This is a genomic window from Secundilactobacillus hailunensis, from assembly GCF_005405185.1.
GTDB lineage: Bacteria > Bacillota > Bacilli > Lactobacillales > Lactobacillaceae > Secundilactobacillus > Secundilactobacillus hailunensis.
The window spans coordinates 1-22,025 of record NZ_BJDO01000004.1 but is presented as its reverse complement, the minus strand read 5'-3'; the positions used below and the strand labels follow the sequence as shown (position 1 = coordinate 22,025).

Here is a 22,025-nt window from a genome sequence, read left to right as displayed (position 1 = left end):
AATATCTCACATCCACAATTAAAGGAGTCAATCCAAATGCTGGCAATCATGCAAACTAACTTCAATGGTATCGATGATCTCACCGCCCAATCCGTTTCAAAACCTAAACTAACCGCTGATAGCGTCATCGTCAAAATGAATACTGTACCTGTATCACCAACCGATTGGAAATTGGAATCTGATCAGCACGCCACCAACGAAAACTTAGCCCAGCTCCCACGGATCATTGGCATCCAAGGTGCCGGCCTAGTGGTCGAAGTCGGTGAGAACCGTGATCAGCATTTACTCAACCAGCGCGTTTTGGTGATTAACCCTGCCGGTACGTATAGTGAATACGTCCGCTCCACCAATCCTGACTGGCTGTTTCCGTTACCAGATGCAGTCAGCAACGAAGCCGCTGCTGCGCTATCTGCCAGCACAGCCCTGACGTTGAAGAAATTCATCGACAGTAGCGATGCTGATAACCTCATATTGACTGGCGCCAATTCAGTGATTGGTTTGACCTTACTACAGCTGCTGCACGGCGAATCAAAACCGATTTATCCAGTCGTTACGGCCGAAAGTCTGGCCTATTTCAACACACAGATGCCAAACCTCACCGCCTATACCAGCGATCAGCTACCAAAGTTGACCGGCAAGACGTTGATTCTTGACACTGTCGGCATCGTTGGTTTGTTGGAAACCTTGGTGACACACACCACCAACGCCAGCGTAACTTCAATCGTTATTATGAAAGATCCTGGTCTGCCCAACTTTAAGTTCATTCACGACGACTTTAATGCTGATGATTACCGGCTGTTTATTCAACAGCTGGCTACTGGCGAACTCAAACCGCTGATCAATCGCACTTTTCCTATTGCCGAGACAAAAAAGGCCCAGCACTTTGCAAAGGAAACGCATAGTCGTGGCCGAGTTTTAGTCGCATTCTAGGGGTCTTTGTTAAATTTTATTGGTTATTCATTAATATCAGAAATTGTAAACTCAATTTTCAAATATAGCGCTGATGATTGCTCATCAGCGCTATATTTTATTCAGAATTTTTAGATTTTACGTCAGAAAAACATTGATTACTTACAAAATCAACGCTTGGACCGGCAATGGATTTTCGGTGATTTCACTGGACAACCGATCAATTGAAAAGCCAGCGTTACTGAGCTGCAAAATTCTTTTACTATCTGATCGATAAACCGGCCACTGTAACTGGACTTCTGGGGTCAAAGTTGGTTTACCCGTCTGCACAAAAGCCAAAAACGCAGCTTGCAGTTGTTTAATTAACGGCCGTGAATCAGGAAGAGCAGTCGCCAAATTCATCAATAAGGCATCCGAAGTATGCGTGCCACCAAGGACGCTGGCGTGTAAATTGTATACCGTTGTATTAGCGTTAGTCGCATAACGTTGTGCGGCACGGTCCGCAGGTAAGCGGTACATGGCATAGCCAATGGCACGCCCCATTTCAGCTGCCGTCTGTGTCCCTTTTAACACAAGATCTGCATTCTCGCCGAAAAGGTCATTAGCTGATTGTCGTAAAATTGCCGGATTGCCCTTAGCCATCTTCGTCTGCATTCCATATTCGTTACTACTGGATGACACCACCACAGCATAAGGATGCAAATTGAGTCGCTCTTGCAAGACATCTGGCCAACTACTGCTGATGGCTTCCTCATCAATCACTGGACCAAAATCGTTGGTATTCGCGTGATCGTTATATTTCGCGATGGCTGCGATGATTGTGTCTGGTGTCGCTGTTAGTAAGTCTCTTCCATTACTCAATTCATTAGTTGTTAAGAAGCGTTCACTGATCTTTTGAGCTGTTTTCATATCACGAATGGTTTGAAAAGCACCGCTGACCGTCCAAACATTTTTAATTTGATCCATGACGTCAAAGTTCGAAGCCATCAGTGCGGAAATGGACTTGGCACCAGCTGAGGAGCCGACCAGGGTAATCTTGCCTGGATCACCACCAAATTGGGCAATGTTAGACACGACCCATTTAATCGCAAGTGCCTGATCATACAGCCCGCAATTGGTGTCGCCCTCACGAAAACAGCTCCACCCCAGAATACTGACGCGGTAATTAATCGCAACGTAAACCACCGGCGCGTCCTCAAGCCATCTCATAGTTGGTGTAATTGAATTACCGCCCATCGTGAAGCCACCACCAAAAATATCAATTACTACCGGCAATTTACCCTTTACGTTCGGTGTTGTCACTCGCAGATTTAAACACTCTTCACCAACCTTGGTATCCGCAGCCGGCGCAAACATTGCCACTATGGGGTCTTTCAGTTGTTCTGGCGACACCTTCATTAACGGTTGAAGTGGCTGAATCTGCTCGATGTTGACCGGTTGGGTGCCACCTTTATGGTAAGGTTGCGGCCGTTTGAATCTTTCAGCCTCTCCAAACGGAATACCAGTGAAGCGATAATGACCGTTTTGCTGGGTACCTGCTACAATGCCACTCGTAGTACTAATTTTCATAATTAGCGCCCTCCTTTAACGTTTTGCAATTCGTAAACGGGTTCAATTGGCGAAATAAGCTACTTTTCATACTAATTATCTATAACTGAAAATCAAGTCCGTCAACGAGGAATTGAACATGTTGGTTAAACCTGATACTGTACTAACTCATTTTACTCTTTTACTAATGTATCGATTAGCGTATCATAAAGTTTATTAGGGGGAATGCATATGCAGAAATCGCTTTTAACCGCTCTAGCTGTCGGCATTGGTTTAGCGGGTGGCACCGCCTTTGCACCAACCACTGCTAGTGCGAAAATAATTAGTAATATGCCAGCCCACTTCCATCACACATGGTATAGTCACCATTGGAAAATGAAATTTACTAAACACTACCTTCAGCAAGGCAAGACTGGCCATAGGTACAATCTTAACTACCATTTTAAGCACGTTTCTAAGTACGGTAACCGATACACACCAGAAGTCATGGCTGATATTGGTGCCTTCAAATATTCACATGGCTATATGTACACTTACGATGGTTCTGGTGCTTGGCAAAAATGGCACCGTTAACCAAACTCATGTGCAACTAAAAAGCGCACTGATAATCGGTGATTTCACCCTTATCAGTGCGCTTTTACAGTTATTTAATTTAACTATCAGGCAGCTTTACTGGTACCCGTTCGATAATTCAAGCGGAATCCTGGTTGAACGTTAAAGATATAGACGTTGAATCGAATTGCGTGACTGCCAATCGACTCACCCTGCATTTGAACACCGTTGGCTAACAGATCATTGCCAGCAAACACCGGTTTCACCTCGTAGCGCACGTAATGTGAGCGACTGCTTCGTAAGTAACCGGCCACTTGGTTTTCGTACTTCTCCATACCAGGCGCATTTAGTGAACGCGTCCCGGTCATGAGATTTTTCATGTTATTGTTTTGACCCGTCAGCTGATAACCAATTAAATGGCTCCGGTTGTAAAGCCAGCCACCATGGCCGCGTTTATTGTGCCAGCCGGTAGGATCAACATATAACGCTTGACGCTCAGTATGCGGCATCAGGCGTTTGTTTAACATGGCATCCGCGGTAGTGACTCGGTTCAACCGGTCCAAGTTACCATAATGCTGCCAAGCACCCTTGTTAATACTCAACCGATTTAACTTCGGCAGATCATGATTAATAATCACGATCTGCTGACCGTGATACTTGAGTTTTTGCAGTCCAGAAGCACTGGCTTTCGCCTGCTTAATGTGCTTCACAGGTACGCGTTTGACAACGGTTCGACGCTTAATGCGGCGATGATGCGTCCGTTTATGATGTGTTGCGGTTGCCTGATCCGTTGCGGCTAAAGTTAAGCCCCTATGCTTAGCTTTTTGTAAACTGACCCGATACACTTTTCGCGCCCGGTTTAGCCCACGATTATGACGGTGATAAAAATAGTGCTTACCCGTCTTCGTCACGTAGACCATAGTTGCAGCATTAGCGTTGCTTGGTTCGCCAGTAGCACCTACTGGGACGGCTAAAATCGTCACCGCTACGATCAACGACAGTACCGTTTTGAACAATTTTGACATTTTCTCTTCTCCCCAACAGACTAGTAATAATCCGTTATTATAGAATTAGTAACTTGTTAATTATACAAGTCACGCTATATTGGGGTCAATAACAAATATGATTTAAAGCGTAATGATTTACTTATGGAAACGCTTTGAATTTTATTGATTTTTCTACAATTAAAAAGCGCATTTGGACTATTATTCATCCCAAATGCGCTGATCTAAGTTCAATTTTCAATTAATCTTTATAATCCGCCATCATCTCATCAACAACGGCTTTAACCGGCTGAATCTGGTGAATCACCGAGATACCAGTACCAACTGAAACGTAACCATGTTCCAGGTCACCTTCCAGCATACCGATCCGCATGCCACTGGTACCACCCATTAATTTCGCATTATCAGTAAGGGCTTCTTTAGTCGGCTTTTCTTGATCATTTTCAACCAGCTGAGTTGAGCGGGTTGAACAAACCACTGATGCCATACTCAACGACTATACTGAAGGTATCATGGCCAGTGTTGCAGCCCATGAAAATTCTTTACGGACCCTTATTCTTCAAGATAACGGTTTATTTTTGAAGCAATTTACCGAAACAATTCAAGACACTGTCCTCAAGGGCTCTTCTGAAATCGCTGATCATTTTACCGTGAATACACAGCTCTACTCATCCTATCTGGCTGGGGCAATCTCCGGCTTCATCTTCAACTGGTTCAAAAAACCAATCTGCGATTTACAAACTGCTACTAAGGCGCTTAAAATCATTCATCGCGAAACAATGACCGTCTGCATCACAGAGCTAAAAAAGGAAAGTCATTGTTAGCCCATTTTGAAGATTAACCGTTCTGAGTCTCAAATTTCATTAATCAACACAAAAAACCAGCCTGAGCCTCCGCCGCTCAAGCTGGTATTTGATTTCAGTTTCATTAATAGCGTAACTTAATTATATCACTTTTAACATCATTGTCGAGTAACTCAGCAGACTAGCCCGCTAAGTACCAAGAAATTAAATTGGGTCACCCTTAATGAACGTTAATTACATTACAACTAACTATTTAACGATCAATTGGTTCAGATCACCCATCCGCAAGATCAAGTCAGATAACTGGCTCAACTGACTGAGACGGTTGTTTTTAACCTTTTCATCCTTGGCCATGACCATCGTGGCATCAAAGTAATCGTTAATGACTGGTTTCAAGGCTGCTAAGGCATCATAGTAAGCTGGAATATCCAGTTCTGATGCTTGTTGAGCGACCTTATCCACTGCAGCTTTCAACTTTGGTTCACTGTCGTTGTCAAATAAACTGGTATCTACAGCAGTCACCTTACTCTTGTCAGCTTTCTGGGCAATTCGCAAGACCCGCGTTAAAGCTTCGATAGTCCCCTTGAAGTGATCATCGTTTTGATGATCACTCAGCACTTGTGCAATGGTGAAGTTATCCAATAGATCAGTGTTGGGTCCGCCAATGACGGCATCAACAACATCGTGCTTCACCTTTTCGCCAAGCAAGGTAACTTTGATCCGATCCTTCAAGAAACCGCCAACGGCTTTGACTTGTGCCTTTTGGTCCAGGTCAGGTGCCACGTTAGCACTGGTTTCAGCATCAATAGCAGCGTCCACCATATCTTGGTCAAGATGCCACTTGTTGGTCCGAACGATCCGGACGATCCCAGTAGCTTGACGACGCAAAGCGTACGGGTCGTTAGAACCGCTTGGAATCATGCCAGCAGCAAAGAAGGTCAAGATACTGTCTAATTTGTCAGCAATGGCCAATACCGCACCAACCGTTGATTCAGGCAGGTCACCATCAGCAGAAATCGGCATATAGTGTTCGCGAATGGCTTGGGCGACCACTGGGTTTTCGCCATTTAATAAGGCGTACTTCTCACCCATGACTCCTTGCAGTTCGGCAAATTCACCGACCATACCGGTCACTAGATCAAATTTGTAAATGTGAGCAGCCCGAACGACATCTTTGATCTGAGCATCCGTTAAGCCAAGTTTCTGACCCAAATTAGCTGCAATCACTGCTACCCGTTGCATCTTTTCATACATCGTACTGATCTTGTCATGGAAACTAACTGACTTTAATTTTTCAACGTAGTCATCAATGGTCAATTTTTGGTCTTCTTGGTAGAAGAACATGGCATCTGACAAACGAGCAGCTAATACTCGTTCGTTACCAGCAACCACGTTTTGAATGTGATCGGCATTCCCATTACGAACGGAGACGAAGTGCGGCAACAACTTGCCATCTTGATCCAGCACGTAGAAGAACCGTTGGTGGTCACGCATCGAGGTGATCAGTACTTCATCGGGAATGGTCAGGTACTTTTCATCAAAGCTGCCAGTAAAGGCGGTTGGCCATTCAACCAAATTGGTGACTTCTTCTAACAGATCTGGATTTAATTTAATGACCCAGTTATTATCTGACGCAATCTGTTCGATTTGTGTCTTGATCTCGGCTTTTCGCTTCTTAGCGTCAGCAACTACGAATTCTTTGGTCAATGCGTCTTCGTAGTCGGTAGCATTTTTCAAAACGATCGTCTTCCCTAAGAACCGGTGACCACGTGTCTGGCGATCAGTCTTAATGTCGAGGATCTGGAACGGAATGACCTTATCATCAAGTAAAGCTACCAGCCATTTGATTGGGCGGATATATTCAAAGTGATAGCTGCCCCACTTCATCATGGTTGGGAAGGTCATGCCGGTCACGACATCCTTCAAACCAGCCAGAACGGTTTCAACCGATTGGCCAGCAATGTGTTTTTCAACGTAAACGTAGTCGGTACCCTTCAATTCTTTGAAGGTGATATCGTCAACGGTGACACCTTGGCCACGAGTAAAGCCTTGAGCCGCTTTTGACCAGTTGCCGTCTTTGTCTAAGGCGATCTTCTTAGCTGGACCCTTAACTTCTTTATCGATATCTGGCTGTTTGTCAGCTAAGCCGCTGATTTGAATGGCTAATCGGCGTGGTGTTGAAAACGGCGTAATATCATCGAAGCTGATTCGTTGTTCTTTGAGGTACTTCTTGGTTTTTTGAACTAATTGTTTGATGGAAGGTGTGACCACGTGAGCGGGCATTTCTTCCAACCCAATTTCAAGTAAAAATGTATGTGCCATTATTTGTCCTCCCCGTCTTTTAATAGTGCTTGGCGCTTTTTCTCATCCTTGATCAACGGGAAGCCAAATTCCTTTCGTTTAGCAACGAAGGCTCTGGCAACACTGTGTGCCATCCGCCGAATCCGAGACAGGTAGCCGGCTCTTTCAGTAACGGAGACCGCACCACGTGCATCTAACAGGTTAAAGGTGTGCGAACACTTCAAAATGTAGTCGTAAGCGGGGTGAACCAGACCGTTAGCAATCTGCTTCTTGGCTTCTTCTTCGTAGTCGTCAAACATCTGCATAAGCATCTTTTGATTCGACTTCTCAAATCCGTATGTGGAATGTTCGATTTCTGGTTCCCGGAAAATATCACCGTACAGCACGCCATCGCCCCATTCCAGGTCGAAGACGCTGTCAACGTCTTGAATATAAGAAGCTAGTCGTTCAAGACCGTAAGTGATTTCTGATGTAACCGGATCCACTTCCAGGCCACCAACGATTTGGAAGTAGGTAAATTGCGAAACTTCCATCCCGTCCAGCCAAACTTCCCAACCAACACCGGCACAGCCCATCGATGGGTTTTCCCAGTTATCTTCAACGAAGCGAATATCGTGTTCCAAGGGATCGATACCCAATTCTTTGAGACTGTTCAAATAAAGGTCTTGAATATTTTCTGGTGAAGGCTTCATCACCACTTGGAACTGATGATGTTGATATAACCGGTTAGGGTTTTCAGCATACCGGCCATCAGCTGGCCGTCTAGATGGTTCCACGTAAGCCGCGTTCCAAGGTTCTGGACCGATTGCCCGTAAGAAGGTGTAAGGACTCATAGTCCCGGCACCTTTTTCCGTATCATAAGCCTGCATCAGCATGCAGCCTTGCGCGGACCAATATTGCTGCAAGGTTAAGATGATTTGTTGCATTGACAATTTCTTGGTCATAAACCAATATCCTCCTAATATATGGTGGCGATGCCAAATTTCAGGGCACAAAAAAACGTCCCAACGTAGTCTGATAGACTTACGTAGGGACGAAAGTTATTTTCGCGGTTCCACCCTACTTCTGGGGTGACCCCAGCAGCTTCGTTTGCATCAGCTCTAAAAGTGCCAATTGATTCACGCTCACTCCGGCTCACACCTATCCCGAAGTCGCTGTCTCGCGTTAAACCAACCCTCTTTTGTCATCGCCAATCACTATTCAATTCTCCATAAGTTTAAGCGTCTGCAAAATAAAAGTCAAACCGAATTGCGAATTATTTTAAGTTCACCTGGCCCTGTTTTAACGACAGCCAGATGGCCATCACGATGAGAATAAATGACGCGGTAAAGGCCACGTGCATCCCCGAAATAAACAAACCCGGCTGAGTGGGTAAATAAGTGGTGACTTTAGTGTGAGCAAGCATACTCATGACGTTAAACAACACCGTGGTGGATAGCGCGGTACCAGACACCATGCCAATATTTCGCGCCAGTGCGTTAATGCTGCCGGCACTGCCGAGCTGGTCTTTGTCCACCACTGACATCACGATGTCGCTGTTAGGCGACTGAAATAAACCGGTACCAGTGGCCATGATCACGGTAATGATACCATAGACCCAAAGGGAACTATGAAGGTCTAAAAACCAGTACCCTAACTGTGAAACCGCAACGGTGCTTAATCCCAGCGTGACAATCTTAGCAGGATTAAAGCGATCAGCTAACACCCCGCCAATCGGTCCGGCAATCATCGTAACTACTGGAAAGATGATCATGAGTAAACCTGCTTGGCCAGCACTTAACTGTCGAGCGTCTTCCAAGTAAAATGGCATGAGCACAACGGTGAAAAAATTCGATAAGAAAATTAAAATCGCGGCACCGATCCCATAGGAGAACGGTTTGATTTTAAAAATACTCAACGGTATTAATGGGGTAGTACTTCGGCGCTCCGCACGGATAAACCAGAAAATCGATATCAATGCAATTACGTACCCAATCACCGGAACAACAGTGAAATAGCCCACCTCTTGCCCCCAGAAAATGGCTAAAAACAGACTAATAATCAACAGGGCAAAAGAAACCGATCCAGACCAGTCGATTTTCTTATCTGCTGATTCAGGTGTGGACTTGGGCAATACGATTTGACCCAGAATAATGGCAAAAATTCCTAATGGCACATTGATCCAAAAAATGTAGCCCCAACTAAAATGTGACAGAATTAGCCCACCAACACCCGGTCCAGCAACAGCACCAAAGGATACGAAAGTACCAATTAGCCCCATGGCCTTGCCACGCTCCTTTAAACTAAATGTTGCGGTAGTAATGCCGTAAGTGTTGGATAAAGTCATCGCTGAACCGATTCCTTGAATTACCCGGCCTAGCATCAGAAATTCAAAAGTCCATTGAAGACCAGAAATGAAGGAACCAATAATGAAAATAGCGGTACCAATACGAAAGATCTTAATTTTACCGTACATATCACCCAATTTACCGAAAAATAGCAATAACGCACTGACGACGATCAGATAAATCGAAACCACCCATTCAATCTGGTTCATAGGAATCGCCAGCTGCTTAGCCATGATTGGCATGGCAATGTTAACAATACTGGAATCCAAATTACTCATAAACGCGAAAATACCAATTGAAATTAGGATCCACCACCGCCGTGGCTCTGCCTCATTCATTTTAACAGCCCCCTTAACTACTCTTATGAGGCTGATTATACCTGTAAATCGTAGTTGAGGGTGCGTTAAAGCTCACTAAATACCGTCATAATTTTAAGCTATACCAATTATATAGTTTACGATGTAAAATAAATTATTATGATTAATTGTTATGTTTACATAGCTTATATTGTGAATAACGTATTTCATATAAACGTTGATATTAAAGCATTATTGTATCTAAAATCACAAGCTAAAGCGTTGTAACCGGATTCAAAACAGGCTATTCTCAATCTGTATCAAGATGTAGACCCTAGCTAACCAATTATTTTATGATTCTTTTTTACAACCTTTAAGGAGGCATTACGTCATGGCTTATGCAACGATCAATCCCTACAATAATGAAGTGGTCAAAGAATATCCTTTTACAACTGATGAAGAATTACAGACGACCTTAGCAACTGGTCACGCACTCTATAAGCAAAACCGGCAACAACCAATCGCTGAACGGGCAAAGATTCTCCACAATGTAGCTGCCAAGTTACGCGAACATTCCGCTGAACTGGCCCGGGCCTGCACCATTGACATGGGTAAGCTGCTGCGAGAATCCGAAGGTGAAGTTGAACTGGTCGCCATCATCGCTGACTGGTTCGCTGATCACGGTGAAGAGATTCTGACACCTGAAAAGGTAGATACGATTGCGACTGGCTCGGCTGAGATTCGTCATTCAGCAACCGGTATCGTGATGATGGTAGAACCGTGGAACTTCCCTTATTATCAAATCATGCGGGTCTTCGCACCAAACTTTATCGTTGGCAACCCAATGATCTTAAAGCACGCTGCTAACACCCCAACGAGTGCCAAAATGTTTGCGGACGTAGTAGCCGAAGCGGGTGCCCCAGCTGGGTCATTAGTGAACCTCTTTCTGTCATATGACCAAGTTACTGAAGCAATCGAAGACCCACGGGTTCAAGGCGTGGCGCTGACCGGTTCCGAACGTGGTGGGACTGCGGTTGCGCAAGCAGCTGGCAAGAATTTGAAGAAAAACACCATGGAACTTGGTGGGATGGACCCGTTCATCGTGCTAGGCGATGCCAATATGGATGACGTAGCGGATATCGCATGGCGAGCACGACTCTATAACACCGGTCAAGTATGTACCTCATCCAAGCGATTTATCGTCATGGATAACGTCTACGATGAATTTGTGGATAGTTTGAAGGAAAAGTTCAGTCAGGTTGTCCCTGGTGACCCGTTGGATCCTAGTACCTCACTGGCACCCATGAACACCAAAAAATCCAAGGACAAATTACAGAAACAATTAGACGACGCGATTGCTGCTGGTGCTAAAGTGGTTTATGGCAACGAACCTATTGATTTGCCAGGTCAATTCTTCAAGCCGACCATTTTAACGGACATTGACAAGGACAATCCGGCTTACTCAGAAGAAATGTTTGGTCCAATTGCTGCCGTTTACAAAGTTCACTCTGAAGAAGAAGCCATTGAACTGGCAAATGATAACCCTTATGGTTTAGGTGGCATCGTCTTTGCTGGTGATGCCGACCACGGAGCCGAAGTAGCCGCTCAAATCGAAACTGGGATGGTCTTCGTTAACAATTTCATGGTGACCTTACCAGAATTACCATTCGGCGGGGTCAAATTATCCGGTTATGGCCGTGAAATGAGCCATATCGGTGAAATGGCCTTCACTAATGAGCAACTCATCGTAAAAACTGAAAAGCCGAACTTGGATAACGTTGCTGGTGGTTTAGTGGCAACTGACATTCCACCAGAAAAGTAACGCATCAAAACTGCATTGAAGCGAGGTCGTGATATAATGCTTCCTCGATTTCATATTTCACTTTTGACGGTCTTATCTTTTGAAGTGTTTTTATCTTAGTTGATTCACATACTGTTCTCTGTTTTCTGGAGCCCAATCAATCTATGTTGCAGAAATGCACATAAGGATTCATTCCGCTCCGTGAAACTGGCAACTCATAGTGGGGTCGCTCTGGAACTATTTTCGGAAAATCGCCGAAAAGGATTTCCGCCGTCTCCCGTAGTTTTAAGTGAGCAAAAGACGCTCACTAACAACTACCTTCACCATGATTCGCCAGTTTCACTCCGCTGCATTTCAGATCCTATGTTTTCAGCAACGTAACGATTGGGTTGCTGTCGCAAACGGTCTACTGAACTAAAGTAGCCTAGTGGTAAAACTGTTATGTTGACCGAAAAATGACGAAATTCAGGGGATAATCCTTGATTCTTTCAAAAAAAACAGAGTTTCAAGAAATCCGGATTGGATTTCTTGAAACTCTGTTTTAGAAGACCATGATTTTTAACTTATGTTACAGACTCACAAGTCAATTTATCTAACAATATGGAGTCTTTCATTCAGTGAATCCTGAATATTTTTCTATCATTCTACTAAAGGTTAAAAGTTATCGGGGGTAATGGCTGGAATTTGAGTTTTGGCGCGCGATTAGACTATATTAAAGTATTGAACTAATAACCCCTTTCTTACCATCTTCAGTTAAGAATTCAGTTGAAATATTTACCAATATAGGATTAAGTCATAATCCCATTTACTGACTCTTTCGGAATTTTCTATTGACTAATGATTTAAATTGAAAAATTATCTAACCACTCAATATCAACTATACCAATTAATAAATACATAAGATTTTTGATAATATTTAAATAAGCTTTATTTAATCATAAGCTATGTACATTCTATGATTAATAAAGCGTTTAATATATATTAAGTCCCCGCTATTATAGTATTTTTAAAATCATTGTAGTTATAAGCGAAGTTTACACGTAAGCGCTTGCAAACATATTAAAAATGCACTACGGTTAAGGTGTACCAAAGATGTATCAGACATCTGTTAGTGGTTAAATAATTGATCTATTATAATTATTACCAACCAAAAGGAGAAATTATTTATGGCTTATGCAACAATCAATCCTTACAATAATAAGGTTGTCAAAGAGTATCCGAATGCAACAGAAAAAGAACTACAGGCTGCCTTAGCAACCGGCCATGCACGCTATAAGAAAAACCGGCAACAGCCAATCGCTGAACGGGCAAAGATCCTCCACAACGTGGCTGCCAAGTTACGCGAGCATTCTGATGAACTAGCCCGGGCCTGCACCATTGACATGGGTAAGTTACTTAGCGAATCTAAAGGTGAAGTGGAACTAGTTGCCATGATTGCTGACTGGTTTGCTGATCATGGAGAAGAAATGCTCGCCCCTGAAAAAATCGATACAATCGCCACTGGTACAGCTGAAGTTCACCATTCACCAACTGGTATCGTCGTGCTGGTAGAACCATGGAACTTCCCGTACTACCAAATCATGCGGGTCTTTGCACCAAACTTTATGGTTGGTAATCCAATGATCCTAAAGCACGCTTCCAATACACCAACTAGTGCCAAAATGTTTGCGGACATTGTCGCTGAAGCCGGCGCTCCTAAGGGTTCTTTAGTCAATCTCTTCTTGACATATGATCAAGTAACCGAAGCGATTAAAGACCCACGGGTTCAAGGTGTCGCACTGACCGGTTCCGAACGTGGTGGGACTTCCGTTGCCGCAGCCGCTGGTAAAAGCCTCAAAAAGAACACGATGGAATTAGGTGGTATGGATCCATTTGTTGTTCTCGGCGATGCCAACATGGACGATGTAAACAACGTTGCTTGGCGGGCTCGACTTTACAATGCTGGTCAAGTCTGCACTTCATCAAAGCGGTTCATTGTCATGGATAACGTCTACGACCAATTTGTTGAGGACCTCAAAAAGAACTTCAGCAAAGTCGTTCCTGGCGATCCACTAGATCCGGCAACTTCACTAGCACCAATGAACTCCAAGAAAGCTAAGAATAAGCTTCAAAAACAAGTAGATGCTGCCATTGCTGCTGGTGCTAAAGTCGCTTATGGTAACAAACCAATTGACTTACCTGGTCAATTCTTCATGCCGACCATTTTAACGGACATTGACAAGAACAATCCAGCTTACTCTGAAGAAATGTTCGGTCCGGTTGCAACTGTTTATAAAGTTCATTCTGAAAAAGAAGCCGTTGAAGTGGCCAATGATAACCCTTATGGCTTGGGCGGTATCCTCTTTGCTGGAGATGCCAACCACGGTGCCGAAGTGGCTACTCAAATCGAAACTGGGATGGTCTACGTCAACAACTTCATGGCCAGCTTGCCAGAATTACCATTTGGTGGTGTTAAGCTCTCCGGTTACGGCCGTGAAATGAGCCATATGGGTGAAATGGCCTTCACTAACGAACAATTGATCGTTAAGGCTGATAAGCCAAACTTGGATAACGTTGCTGGTGGCCTGGTTGCCGGCGATGTACCAACAGCTAAAGATGCACCAAAAGCCAAAAAGACATCAAAAGCTAAATAGGTTAATTAGTTTCTAAGAATAAACACTAAAGCGTCTGCAATTCGCTGAATTATCAACCGAATTGCAGACGCTTTATTTTACTCTTTTTTAGAATTATCCAGTGGTTTCCACTTCGTCATTTGATCAATGAACCGTTTTGATCTGGGATAAACACCGATGGTATCCGAATAAATCATGTCCAGTGCTCGCCGCAAATGCTGCTTGGTCTCTTCATGCACACTGATAGTTTTTAGCTTGGTGAGATCAACGGCTGAAAACTGATGCAGATAATAAATTGTCCGCTGATCTAAATCAAGCCGGTTCGGATCCAAATGCCAGTGCGCCTGACACAAGAGACCCCCATACGATTCAGAATAATCAAACGGCAGATCCGTCCGACCGCAGATCACACATTGGCGGAGGTTGGGTTCTACCCCAAAAAGGCTCATCATTTGCACTTCAAAAATATTGGCAATAATGGCTTCATCCAGTCCGTCATTGATCAAGGACAACGCGTGGAATAACCGCGGATACCAGCTGCCCAGTAGTTGATTATCAGGGATCGCCATATCTAGCAATGACATAATATAAGTCGCATAAGCATTTTTAGAAATGTCCTGCCCGATTTTCGTAAAATTGGCAGTATCCTTAGCCGCATTGATAAATGAGAGCCCTGGTTCACGAATATCACCCGCGTATACACCATACGTAAACGGCAGTAAGTCAGCAGTCATTTTAAAACCACGCTTTTTAGCACCGCGGATAAAAAACATCCGCTTGCCAGCTTCCTGCGTAAAAAATTTAATCAGCATGTCGCGTTCACGATATGCTTTTTGATACATGACAATGCCATGAAAATTCATGAGTTGTCCGGCCATTGTATCACCACATTCTAGTAGTCGTCTTTACGATACCCGTATGACTGCAGTGCCGAAGATTTGTCACGCCAGCCAGGCACAACTTTGACCCACAGTTCTAGGTAAACTTTATCACCCAGCAGGTTTTCAATGTCCTTACGAGCTAATGTCCCGATCTTCTTTAACATCGAACCGCCCTTACCAATCAAAATGTCCTTTTGAGTTGGTCGGTCAACGATGATAGTCGCTTGAATATGAACTTTCTGCTCATTTTGACGTTTCATCTTTTCAATCACAACCGCAACTGAATGCGGAATTTCCTGACGGGTCAACTGGAAGATCTTTTCACGAATTAATTCAGAAACGATAAACCGTTCTGGATGGTCCGTGACCTGATCATCTGGGTAATATTGCGGGCCATGAGGTAATTTACCCACTAGCTCGTTAAGCATTTCCTCAACGTTATTGCCTTCCAAAGCGGATATTGGCAGCACTTCTTGCCATTTTAAAGCATCCTTATACTGATCGATTACGACCAATAAATCATCCGGGGTAATCTGATCAATTTTATTAACGACTAAGTAAACCGGCTTTTTAACGGTCTTTAGCCGATCAATAATGAAATTATCACCCGCCCCGCGACGTTGTTCAGCGTTAACCATCATGATCACCGCATCAACTTCGTTAAGGGAAGATAAAGCTGATTTCATCATGTAGTCCCCTAGTTCACTCTTCGGCTTATGAATCCCCGGTGTATCAATAAAAACGATCTGGGCATCATTAGTTGTGTAGATCCCCTGAATTTTGTTACGCGTGGTTTGTGGCTTGTCGGACATGATAGCGACCTTTTGGCCCACCACTCGGTTGAGCAAAGTCGACTTACCGACATTTGGCCGGCCAACGATGGCCACAAAACCGCTACGATAATTTGGATTGTCCAAATTTATTTCCCCCTATTAGTTAAATGTTAAAATTGAACGTTAAATTCTTGCATGAGTTCTGGAATAAAAATCAAGCAGCCGATCACTACAGCAAAAAAAGCCGCAATTAAAACGCCACCAGCAGCAACATCTTTCGCTTTTTTAGCCTCTTTGTGATAATGCGGGCCAACGATCAAATCAACGATCGATTCCACGACGGTATTCAGCACTTCCGCGACCACCACCACAAAGATGGCTAAGGTGATCCACAACCACTCATTGACAGTCAGTTGCAGCCAAATTCCCAGCAAAACAGCGATTACCGCCATGACAATGTGCTTGCGAAAATTTCGCTCAGTGGAAACTAGGCTGTAAATGCCGCTTAACGCATGAAACAGCGATTGAAAGAAATTTTTATTTTTTTTGACTTGTTTATCGTTTAAGCCCATAAGCGTCAAGTATATCCCTTTGTAATTTGAACATTACCTTTTCATCTGCTGGCTCCATGTGGTCATACCCGTTGAGATGGAGGAACCCATGAACGACTAAAAAGCCCAGTTCCCGTTCGTAAGAATGTTCCAAATACTCTGCTTGTTCGCCGACTTTATCCACTGAGACAAAAATATCGCCAATGTTTTCGGGAATTTCGGCTTCCAGTTCTTCATCCATCACGATTGGAAATTCATCGTCTTCATTACTGCTGTCTTCAATCGCAAAACTGATGACATCCGTTGCCCGATCAACGTCTCGATACTTACGGTTGATCTCTTGAATCCGGTCGTTATTCACAAACGTGACTGACATTTCGGTGTTTTCTTTAAGTTTAATGTATTTACCGGCATATTCGAGAACGTCTTTCACCAATTGAATGTGTTCTGCTGGTACGCCATCTTTAGTTTCATCATAAATTTCTAGATCCATGTTTTATACTCGTCCTTATTTATTTTTCCACAGCTTCATAAGCGTTAATAATTGCTGCCACGACAGGGTGCCGAACAACGTCATCCGACGTAAACGTGACAAAATCAATGTGGTTAACATCCTTTAAAATATGAGTTGCTTGTACTAACCCGCTTTGACTATGACGTGGGAGATCGATCTGGGTGATATCACCGTTAACAATCATTTTTGAACCAAATCCCAGTCGGGTCAAAAACATCTTCATTTGCGCATTGGTCGTATTTTGAGCTTCATCCAAGATCACGAAAGCTCCTTCTAACGTTCGGCCACGCATGTAAGCCAACGGAGCAATCTCAATCACACCGCGATCCATCAGCCGGTTAGTATGATCCGCACCCAAAATCGCGTAAAGCGCATCGTAGATTGGCCGCAAATAAGGATCGACCTTATCCTTTAGATCACCAGGTAAAAAGCCCAGGCTTTCGCCAGCTTCAACGGCTGGCCGGGTCAAAATGATTTTTTCAACGTCACCGCGCTTTAAAGCCGCAATCGCCATAACAACTGCTAAATAGGTTTTCCCGGTCCCAGCCGGGCCAACCCCAAAGGTAACATCGTTGTGCTTGATCGCGTCAATGTACTGCCGTTGCCCGTAATTTTTAACGCGGACGGCACGGCCCTTAGCATCCTTGATCAAAGTTTCCGTATATAGATCCAAGAAGTATTCCAAAGTTCCTTTGTCGGCCATCTTCATGGCGCTAATAACATCGGCACTATTCAGCTGAATACCCTTCTGGATCAACTTATCCATGTTTTTTAGAATCGCCATCGCCTTTTGCACTTGGAATGGTTCACCGGAAACTTTAATGGAATTACCAAAGGGGTGGATCGTCACGTTTAACCCTTCTTCTAAGAGCGAAACGAACTGATCCTGCGCGCCCAAAATAGCGACTCCCTGTTCCGGATTTGCTAAGATATATTCTTTTTCAGTTTGCGTATTTTCAGCCAAAAACAATGGACTCCTTTACATTAAATTAGATTTCTTAGACCATTATACGACAATCCCGTCATAAAAGCTCGAACAAGTGGTTACACAAGCGATTGACCCCGATTTTGATGTCCAATTCGGCAAAACTTTCAATTCCAATATAGCCTTTCCCAAATGACTAATTATGGTAATTTTGAACCCACAGATAAATCAAATTTAACGACTGAATTAATGCTACCAAGCCTTAGTTATTTGCAAATGATTGACGTCAATCCAGTCCATAATGATTGCTTGATTAACTAGCAATTTGTATTTTTGCCATCGCCATTAAGAATTACTGCTATACCATATTATTGCATTATACAATTTTAGAATTGTATAATGCAATAATACGGTAATTTTCACCCAATAATAGTCAAAATTTGATCCCGCAATTCACGTGCAGCACATTGTGGATCAACTGCTCGCATAATGGCTGAAACGACCGCGACACCGTCGACACCTGCTGGCTTAACCGCTACGACGTTACCGGCGTTTAACCCGCCAATTGCGTAAACTGGCACGCTAACTGACTGCTTGATTTGCTTTAACGTTTCCACGCTGGTCCGAACGGTCTCAACGTGGGTTCGCGTGGGAAAAATGGCGCCAGTGCCAAGATAATCAGCCCCCTGCTCAACCGCTAGTTGTGCCTGATTTAACGTCTTAGCAGTTGCACCAATGATCGCCTGGGGGCCTAAAATCTCCCTAGCAACGGCCACCGGCAAATCTTTTTGACCGAGGTGCACACCGGCTGCCCCTACCGCCTGAGCAATATCTAATCGATCATCGATGATAAGCGGTATTTGAAACTGATCAGTGATTTGCTTAACGGCGTAGGCCCGTTGAAAATACTGCAGGCTGGTTAATTTTTTCTCGCGTAACTGCACGAGATCAACACCGCCTTGACAGGCTGACTCAACGTGTTTAAGAAAATCCGACTCAGAATAATTTAACGCATCCGTGACTAAGTAAAGCGGCCGATTACTGATTTTCATAATTCCCTCCTGATCGCACAAACCTTTTTCAAACCTCGCCAACAGTCTAACGAAAAGTCTGGCGCTTGTCACGTTGATTTTCTTCTCTTGACTTCCGCAACGTTCTAGCTTATAAATATAAGCGATGAGTCAATTAACTGACTCAAATCATAATTGAATAACGTTAGTTCGTCTGGGGTGCCTGATTGGCTGAGATTAAACCCATCGAACCTGATGTAGTTTGTACTACCGAAGGAAGAGCGACTTTTACTGAACGATCAAGTCAAAAGGCTTTTCTGCACGAAAAGTCTTTTTTGTGTAGATAAGTGCTTTTAATTGAACGCGTCAGCCCCTTTCTCGGAGACAAACGGAAAGGGGCTTTTTTTATGGTTACTGTAAACGGCGAGCCATTCGCTAAAGCTGCTGGTCAAAATTTACTGGCATTTTTACAACAGCGCAAAACGCCCGTTGATAACGTGGTGGTGGAATTAAACGGGACAATTATTCACCGGCCCGAATACGAGCAAACGCTGATTAAACCGGACGACAAACTCGAACTGATCTCGTTTGTCGGCGGCGGTCGTTAAGGAGGCCATTATGCAACCAACTATTCAAGGAATGGCCATCAAGGACGTCTATCAGGGCATGAAAGCCCGCAACGTTGCCGATTCCACCGACCGCTTAACTGCTGCTCACGTGGCCATCGCCGGTGCCGGCGGTCTGGGCTCCAACATTGCCATTGCACTGGCTCGTATTGGCGTCGGTCACTTAACGCTCATCGATTTTGACCAAGTTGAGCTGAGTAATTTAAACCGCCAGCAGTTTAAGCTCAGTCAGGTCGGCATGGACAAAGTCACTGCATTGAAGCAAAACCTGCAGGAATTCAACCCGTTTGTCACCATCACGACCCGGGTACAGAAGGTTGACCACGATAACGTGGACGAAATTTTCGGCGATGCAGACATCATTTGCGAAGCTTTCGATAATCCCAGCGCTAAAGCAATGTTATTGGATGCGGCTAGCGAATTTTTCCCAAATAAACCAATGGTGATGGCAACCGGCATGGCTGGCATTCATAGTTCAAACTCGATCATCACCAAACAGGTTCGCCCTAACCTGTACATTGCAGGCGATGGTACGACGGCTGGTGCCGAGGGTCTGATGGCACCAAGAGTCATGATTGCTGCGGGTCATGAAGCCAACATGATCACGCGTTTAATTTTAGGTCAAACAAAGATTTAGGAGGAAGATAACATGTCAGAAAAAACAGATCTGCTCACAATTGGTGGACATACGTTTACGTCACGTTTCATTCTCGGTTCCGGTAAATATTCCTATGATTTAATTGATTCAGCTATCAATCAGGCCAAGGCACAAATCATTACTATGGCTTTGCGCCGCACCGATTCCGCTAAGGAAAACATCCTGAATTACATTCCAGAAGGGATCACTATTTTGCCTAACACTTCGGGTTCTACCACTGCTGACGAAGCCATTCGCACGGCCCGATTAGCGCGAGAAATCAGCGGCAGTGACTTTATTAAACTCGAAGTGGTCCCCGACAAGAAATACTTGATGCCAGACAACGCCGAAACCATCAAAGCCACTGAAGTACTGGCCAATGAAGGCTTCATCGTCATGCCCTATATCTTACCTGATTTAAACACCGCGCACCAGTTAGTTGACGCTGGTGCCGCTACTGTCATGCCTTTAGCAGCACCAATTGGGACCAACCAGGGGTTAGCTACAAAGGCGCTCATTCAAATACTGATCGATGAAATTGATGTGCCAATCATTATTGATGCTGGTATTGGCCGCCCTAGCGAAGCTGCTGAGGCGATGGAAATGGGTGCTGATGCCATCATGGCCAACACCTCCATGGCTACAGCGAAAAACATTCCGTTAATGGCAGAGGCCTTCCGCTTAGGCGTTGAAGCCGGCCGTAAAGCTTATTTAGCTGGTCCTGGCCGCATTATTGAGCGCGGTGCAGTGGCCTCTTCACCACTCACTGGCGTCAGCAAATGATTCGTGCGACCGACGAATGGGTAACCTTTGAACGTCATTTTCAGCAAATTATTCAGCTTTCCGCTAAAACTGTGGGTCAAAACCGGTTAGTTTATTCGCCCAGCTGGGTAAAGGCGCAAGCCGCCTTAATTCAATTTGGTCAGCAAGCCGGTTTAACCGCTATGGTCGATCATTACGGCAACGTCTACTTGGATCTCCCTGGTGAAGACGACCACGTCATTGCCACGGGTTCCCATATGGATACAGTGCGCAATGGCGGAAAATTCGACGGTTTATATGGTGTCCTCGGTGGTCTGCAAGCAATCACCATGCTTAAAACTCGTTTTGGTGCGCCCCGACACACGCTGCGCCTGATCTCTTTCAGCGAGGAAGAAGGCAGTCGCTTTAACACCACTTTCAGCGGTTCCAAATACTATGCCCTGCACCAATCAGTTGGTCCGTTAACCGATCAAAACGGCATTAGCTTTGAACAAGCCCGTAGTCAAGCCGTTGAACAGCTGCAAACCATCAGTAACATCGTGGTTAAACGGCCTGCATTACCGATCAGCTTTACTGAGCTCCACATCGAACAGGGCCCCAGACTGATTAACACGCACGCTGCAGTTGGACTGGTCTCTGGTATCGTGGGTCAAAGACGCTGGTCAATCACCGTTCATGGCGTGTCTAATCACGCGGGAACGACCCCCATGAATGACCGCCATGATGCCCTTCAAGCTGCAGTTACTATCATCTATCAGTTAAACGGTCTTGCTCGTCATCTGAGTCCCAATCTCGCTTTTACGGTTGGTCAATTGACGGTCTCCCCCAACACTTCGAACGTCATTCCGGGAACCATCCAATTTACGATTGATGCGCGCCACGCCGACGACCGCCTGTTGGATCAGTTTGAGCAGTTGATTGGTGAAACCCTCAACCGCCAAGCCGATCCGCAAATCAAATGTGCTTCAAAACGTTATGGTAAAGATCTGCCCGCGACGTTTGATTCAGATCTGCTGGCGCAAAATAAGCAGCTGGCACAGCAGTTAAGCCTGACTTCTCAAATCATGGCCTCTGGTGCTGGTCATGATAGTTATGGGTCTAAGCTTTTTAGTGTTGATTAAGTTCAACACTGAGAAACTTAGGCCTGTTTTTTTGCAAAAAAAGGACACCTAGTCTCCCAGGCGTTATACTTT

At 44.5% G+C, this 22,025-nt stretch carries 21 protein-coding genes and 1 riboswitch; of the genes, 9 read left to right on the top strand and 12 right to left on the bottom strand.

Annotation, left to right across the window (positions count from 1 at the left end):
- Positions 1 to 36 precede the first annotated feature (36 nt).
- Entirely contained in the window at positions 37 to 930 is an 894-nt protein-coding gene (locus tag FFM73_RS01900; protein WP_137630098.1) for a quinone oxidoreductase family protein, read from the top strand.
- A 141-nt stretch (positions 931 to 1,071) separates the two neighbouring features.
- On the opposite strand, the gene FFM73_RS01895 is transcribed toward FFM73_RS01900, so the two are convergent.
- Positions 1,072 to 2,478, bottom strand: a complete 1,407-nt coding sequence (locus FFM73_RS01895; protein ID WP_137630097.1) for a carboxylesterase family protein — start codon at positions 2,476 to 2,478, stop codon at positions 1,072 to 1,074.
- Positions 2,479 to 2,688: 210 nt separating this feature from the next.
- On the opposite strand from FFM73_RS01895, the gene FFM73_RS01890 reads away from it, so the two are divergent.
- Positions 2,689 to 3,030, top strand: coding sequence for a hypothetical protein (locus FFM73_RS01890; RefSeq protein ID WP_137630096.1), 342 nt, complete (start codon positions 2,689 to 2,691; stop codon positions 3,028 to 3,030).
- An 86-nt stretch (positions 3,031 to 3,116) separates the two neighbouring features.
- Here the strand turns inward: FFM73_RS01890 and FFM73_RS01885 are convergent, their stop codons facing one another.
- Entirely contained in the window at positions 3,117 to 4,034 is a 918-nt protein-coding gene (locus FFM73_RS01885) for a DNA/RNA non-specific endonuclease (RefSeq protein WP_137630095.1), read from the bottom strand.
- 220 nt (positions 4,035 to 4,254) lie between these two features.
- On the bottom strand, positions 4,255 to 4,500 hold the full coding sequence (locus FFM73_RS01880; RefSeq protein WP_137630094.1) for a hypothetical protein: 246 nt from the start codon (positions 4,498 to 4,500) through the stop codon (positions 4,255 to 4,257).
- Between the two features lie 25 nt (positions 4,501 to 4,525).
- Between FFM73_RS01880 and FFM73_RS01875 the strand changes: the two genes are divergently transcribed.
- Entirely contained in the window at positions 4,526 to 4,837 is a 312-nt protein-coding gene (locus FFM73_RS01875; protein ID WP_137630093.1) for a hypothetical protein, read from the top strand.
- Positions 4,838 to 5,065: 228 nt separating this feature from the next.
- Here FFM73_RS01875 and glyS read toward each other — a convergent pair whose 3' ends face one another.
- The 3 genes from glyS to FFM73_RS01860 form a co-directional block, all read right to left on the bottom strand.
- The gene (glyS, locus tag FFM73_RS01870; RefSeq protein ID WP_137630092.1) at positions 5,066 to 7,138 is read right to left on the bottom strand and encodes a glycine--tRNA ligase subunit beta; all 2,073 of its coding nucleotides are present in this window, start codon (positions 7,136 to 7,138) and stop codon (positions 5,066 to 5,068) included.
- On the bottom strand, positions 7,138 to 8,061 hold the full coding sequence (gene glyQ, locus FFM73_RS01865; protein ID WP_137630091.1) for a glycine--tRNA ligase subunit alpha: 924 nt from the start codon (positions 8,059 to 8,061) through the stop codon (positions 7,138 to 7,140). Before glyQ ends, glyS begins: the two co-directional genes overlap by 1 nt.
- Before the next feature lie 311 nt (positions 8,062 to 8,372).
- Positions 8,373 to 9,782, bottom strand: a complete 1,410-nt coding sequence (locus FFM73_RS01860) for an MFS transporter (RefSeq protein ID WP_137630090.1) — start codon at positions 9,780 to 9,782, stop codon at positions 8,373 to 8,375.
- Between the two features lie 349 nt (positions 9,783 to 10,131).
- Here FFM73_RS01860 and FFM73_RS01855 point away from each other — a divergent pair, with 349 nt between their 5' ends.
- On the top strand, positions 10,132 to 11,562 hold the full coding sequence (locus tag FFM73_RS01855) for an NAD-dependent succinate-semialdehyde dehydrogenase (RefSeq protein WP_137630089.1): 1,431 nt from the start codon (positions 10,132 to 10,134) through the stop codon (positions 11,560 to 11,562).
- 1,145 nt (positions 11,563 to 12,707) lie between these two features.
- The gene (locus FFM73_RS01850; RefSeq protein ID WP_137630088.1) at positions 12,708 to 14,174 is read left to right on the top strand and encodes an NAD-dependent succinate-semialdehyde dehydrogenase; all 1,467 of its coding nucleotides are present in this window, start codon (positions 12,708 to 12,710) and stop codon (positions 14,172 to 14,174) included.
- Between the two features lie 77 nt (positions 14,175 to 14,251).
- Here FFM73_RS01850 and recO read toward each other — a convergent pair whose 3' ends face one another.
- The 6 genes from recO to thiE form a co-directional block, all read right to left on the bottom strand.
- Entirely contained in the window at positions 14,252 to 15,031 is a 780-nt protein-coding gene (recO, locus tag FFM73_RS01845) for a DNA repair protein RecO (RefSeq protein ID WP_137630087.1), read from the bottom strand.
- A gap of 14 nt (positions 15,032 to 15,045) precedes the next feature.
- A complete protein-coding gene (gene era, locus FFM73_RS01840; protein WP_137630086.1) occupies positions 15,046 to 15,951 on the bottom strand; it encodes a GTPase Era in 906 nt (301 codons plus the stop codon).
- A 26-nt stretch (positions 15,952 to 15,977) separates the two neighbouring features.
- Positions 15,978 to 16,379: a diacylglycerol kinase family protein gene (locus FFM73_RS01835; RefSeq protein ID WP_137630085.1), complete on the bottom strand. Its 402-nt coding sequence runs from the start codon at positions 16,377 to 16,379 to the stop codon at positions 15,978 to 15,980.
- A complete protein-coding gene (ybeY, locus tag FFM73_RS01830; RefSeq protein ID WP_137630084.1) occupies positions 16,363 to 16,851 on the bottom strand; it encodes an rRNA maturation RNase YbeY in 489 nt (162 codons plus the stop codon). The genes FFM73_RS01835 and ybeY overlap by 17 nt, the downstream gene beginning before the upstream one ends.
- A 19-nt stretch (positions 16,852 to 16,870) precedes the next feature.
- Positions 16,871 to 17,836 (bottom strand): PhoH family protein, encoded by a 966-nt coding sequence (locus FFM73_RS01825; RefSeq protein ID WP_137630083.1) that lies wholly within the window; start codon positions 17,834 to 17,836, stop codon positions 16,871 to 16,873.
- Between the two features lie 380 nt (positions 17,837 to 18,216).
- Positions 18,217 to 18,849 (bottom strand): thiamine phosphate synthase, encoded by a 633-nt coding sequence (gene thiE / locus FFM73_RS01820; RefSeq protein ID WP_137630082.1) that lies wholly within the window; start codon positions 18,847 to 18,849, stop codon positions 18,217 to 18,219.
- Positions 18,850 to 19,012: 163 nt separating this feature from the next.
- Positions 19,013 to 19,104, top strand: a riboswitch (TPP riboswitch).
- Positions 19,105 to 19,214: 110 nt separating this feature from the next.
- On the opposite strand from thiE, the gene thiS reads away from it, so the two are divergent.
- Genes thiS through FFM73_RS01800 form a run of 4 tightly spaced genes read left to right on the top strand, consistent with a single transcriptional unit; the run spans position 19,215 to position 21,953 of the window.
- Positions 19,215 to 19,415 (top strand): sulfur carrier protein ThiS, encoded by a 201-nt coding sequence (gene thiS, locus FFM73_RS01815; RefSeq protein WP_137630081.1) that lies wholly within the window; start codon positions 19,215 to 19,217, stop codon positions 19,413 to 19,415.
- A 10-nt stretch (positions 19,416 to 19,425) separates the two neighbouring features.
- Positions 19,426 to 20,070 (top strand): sulfur carrier protein ThiS adenylyltransferase ThiF, encoded by a 645-nt coding sequence (thiF, locus tag FFM73_RS01810; RefSeq protein ID WP_171001158.1) that lies wholly within the window; start codon positions 19,426 to 19,428, stop codon positions 20,068 to 20,070.
- A gap of 12 nt (positions 20,071 to 20,082) precedes the next feature.
- Entirely contained in the window at positions 20,083 to 20,853 is a 771-nt protein-coding gene (locus tag FFM73_RS01805; RefSeq protein ID WP_137630080.1) for a thiazole synthase, read from the top strand.
- On the top strand, positions 20,850 to 21,953 hold the full coding sequence (locus FFM73_RS01800; RefSeq protein WP_137630079.1) for a hydantoinase/carbamoylase family amidase: 1,104 nt from the start codon (positions 20,850 to 20,852) through the stop codon (positions 21,951 to 21,953). Before FFM73_RS01805 ends, FFM73_RS01800 begins: the two co-directional genes overlap by 4 nt.
- Positions 21,954 to 22,025 lie beyond the last annotated feature (72 nt).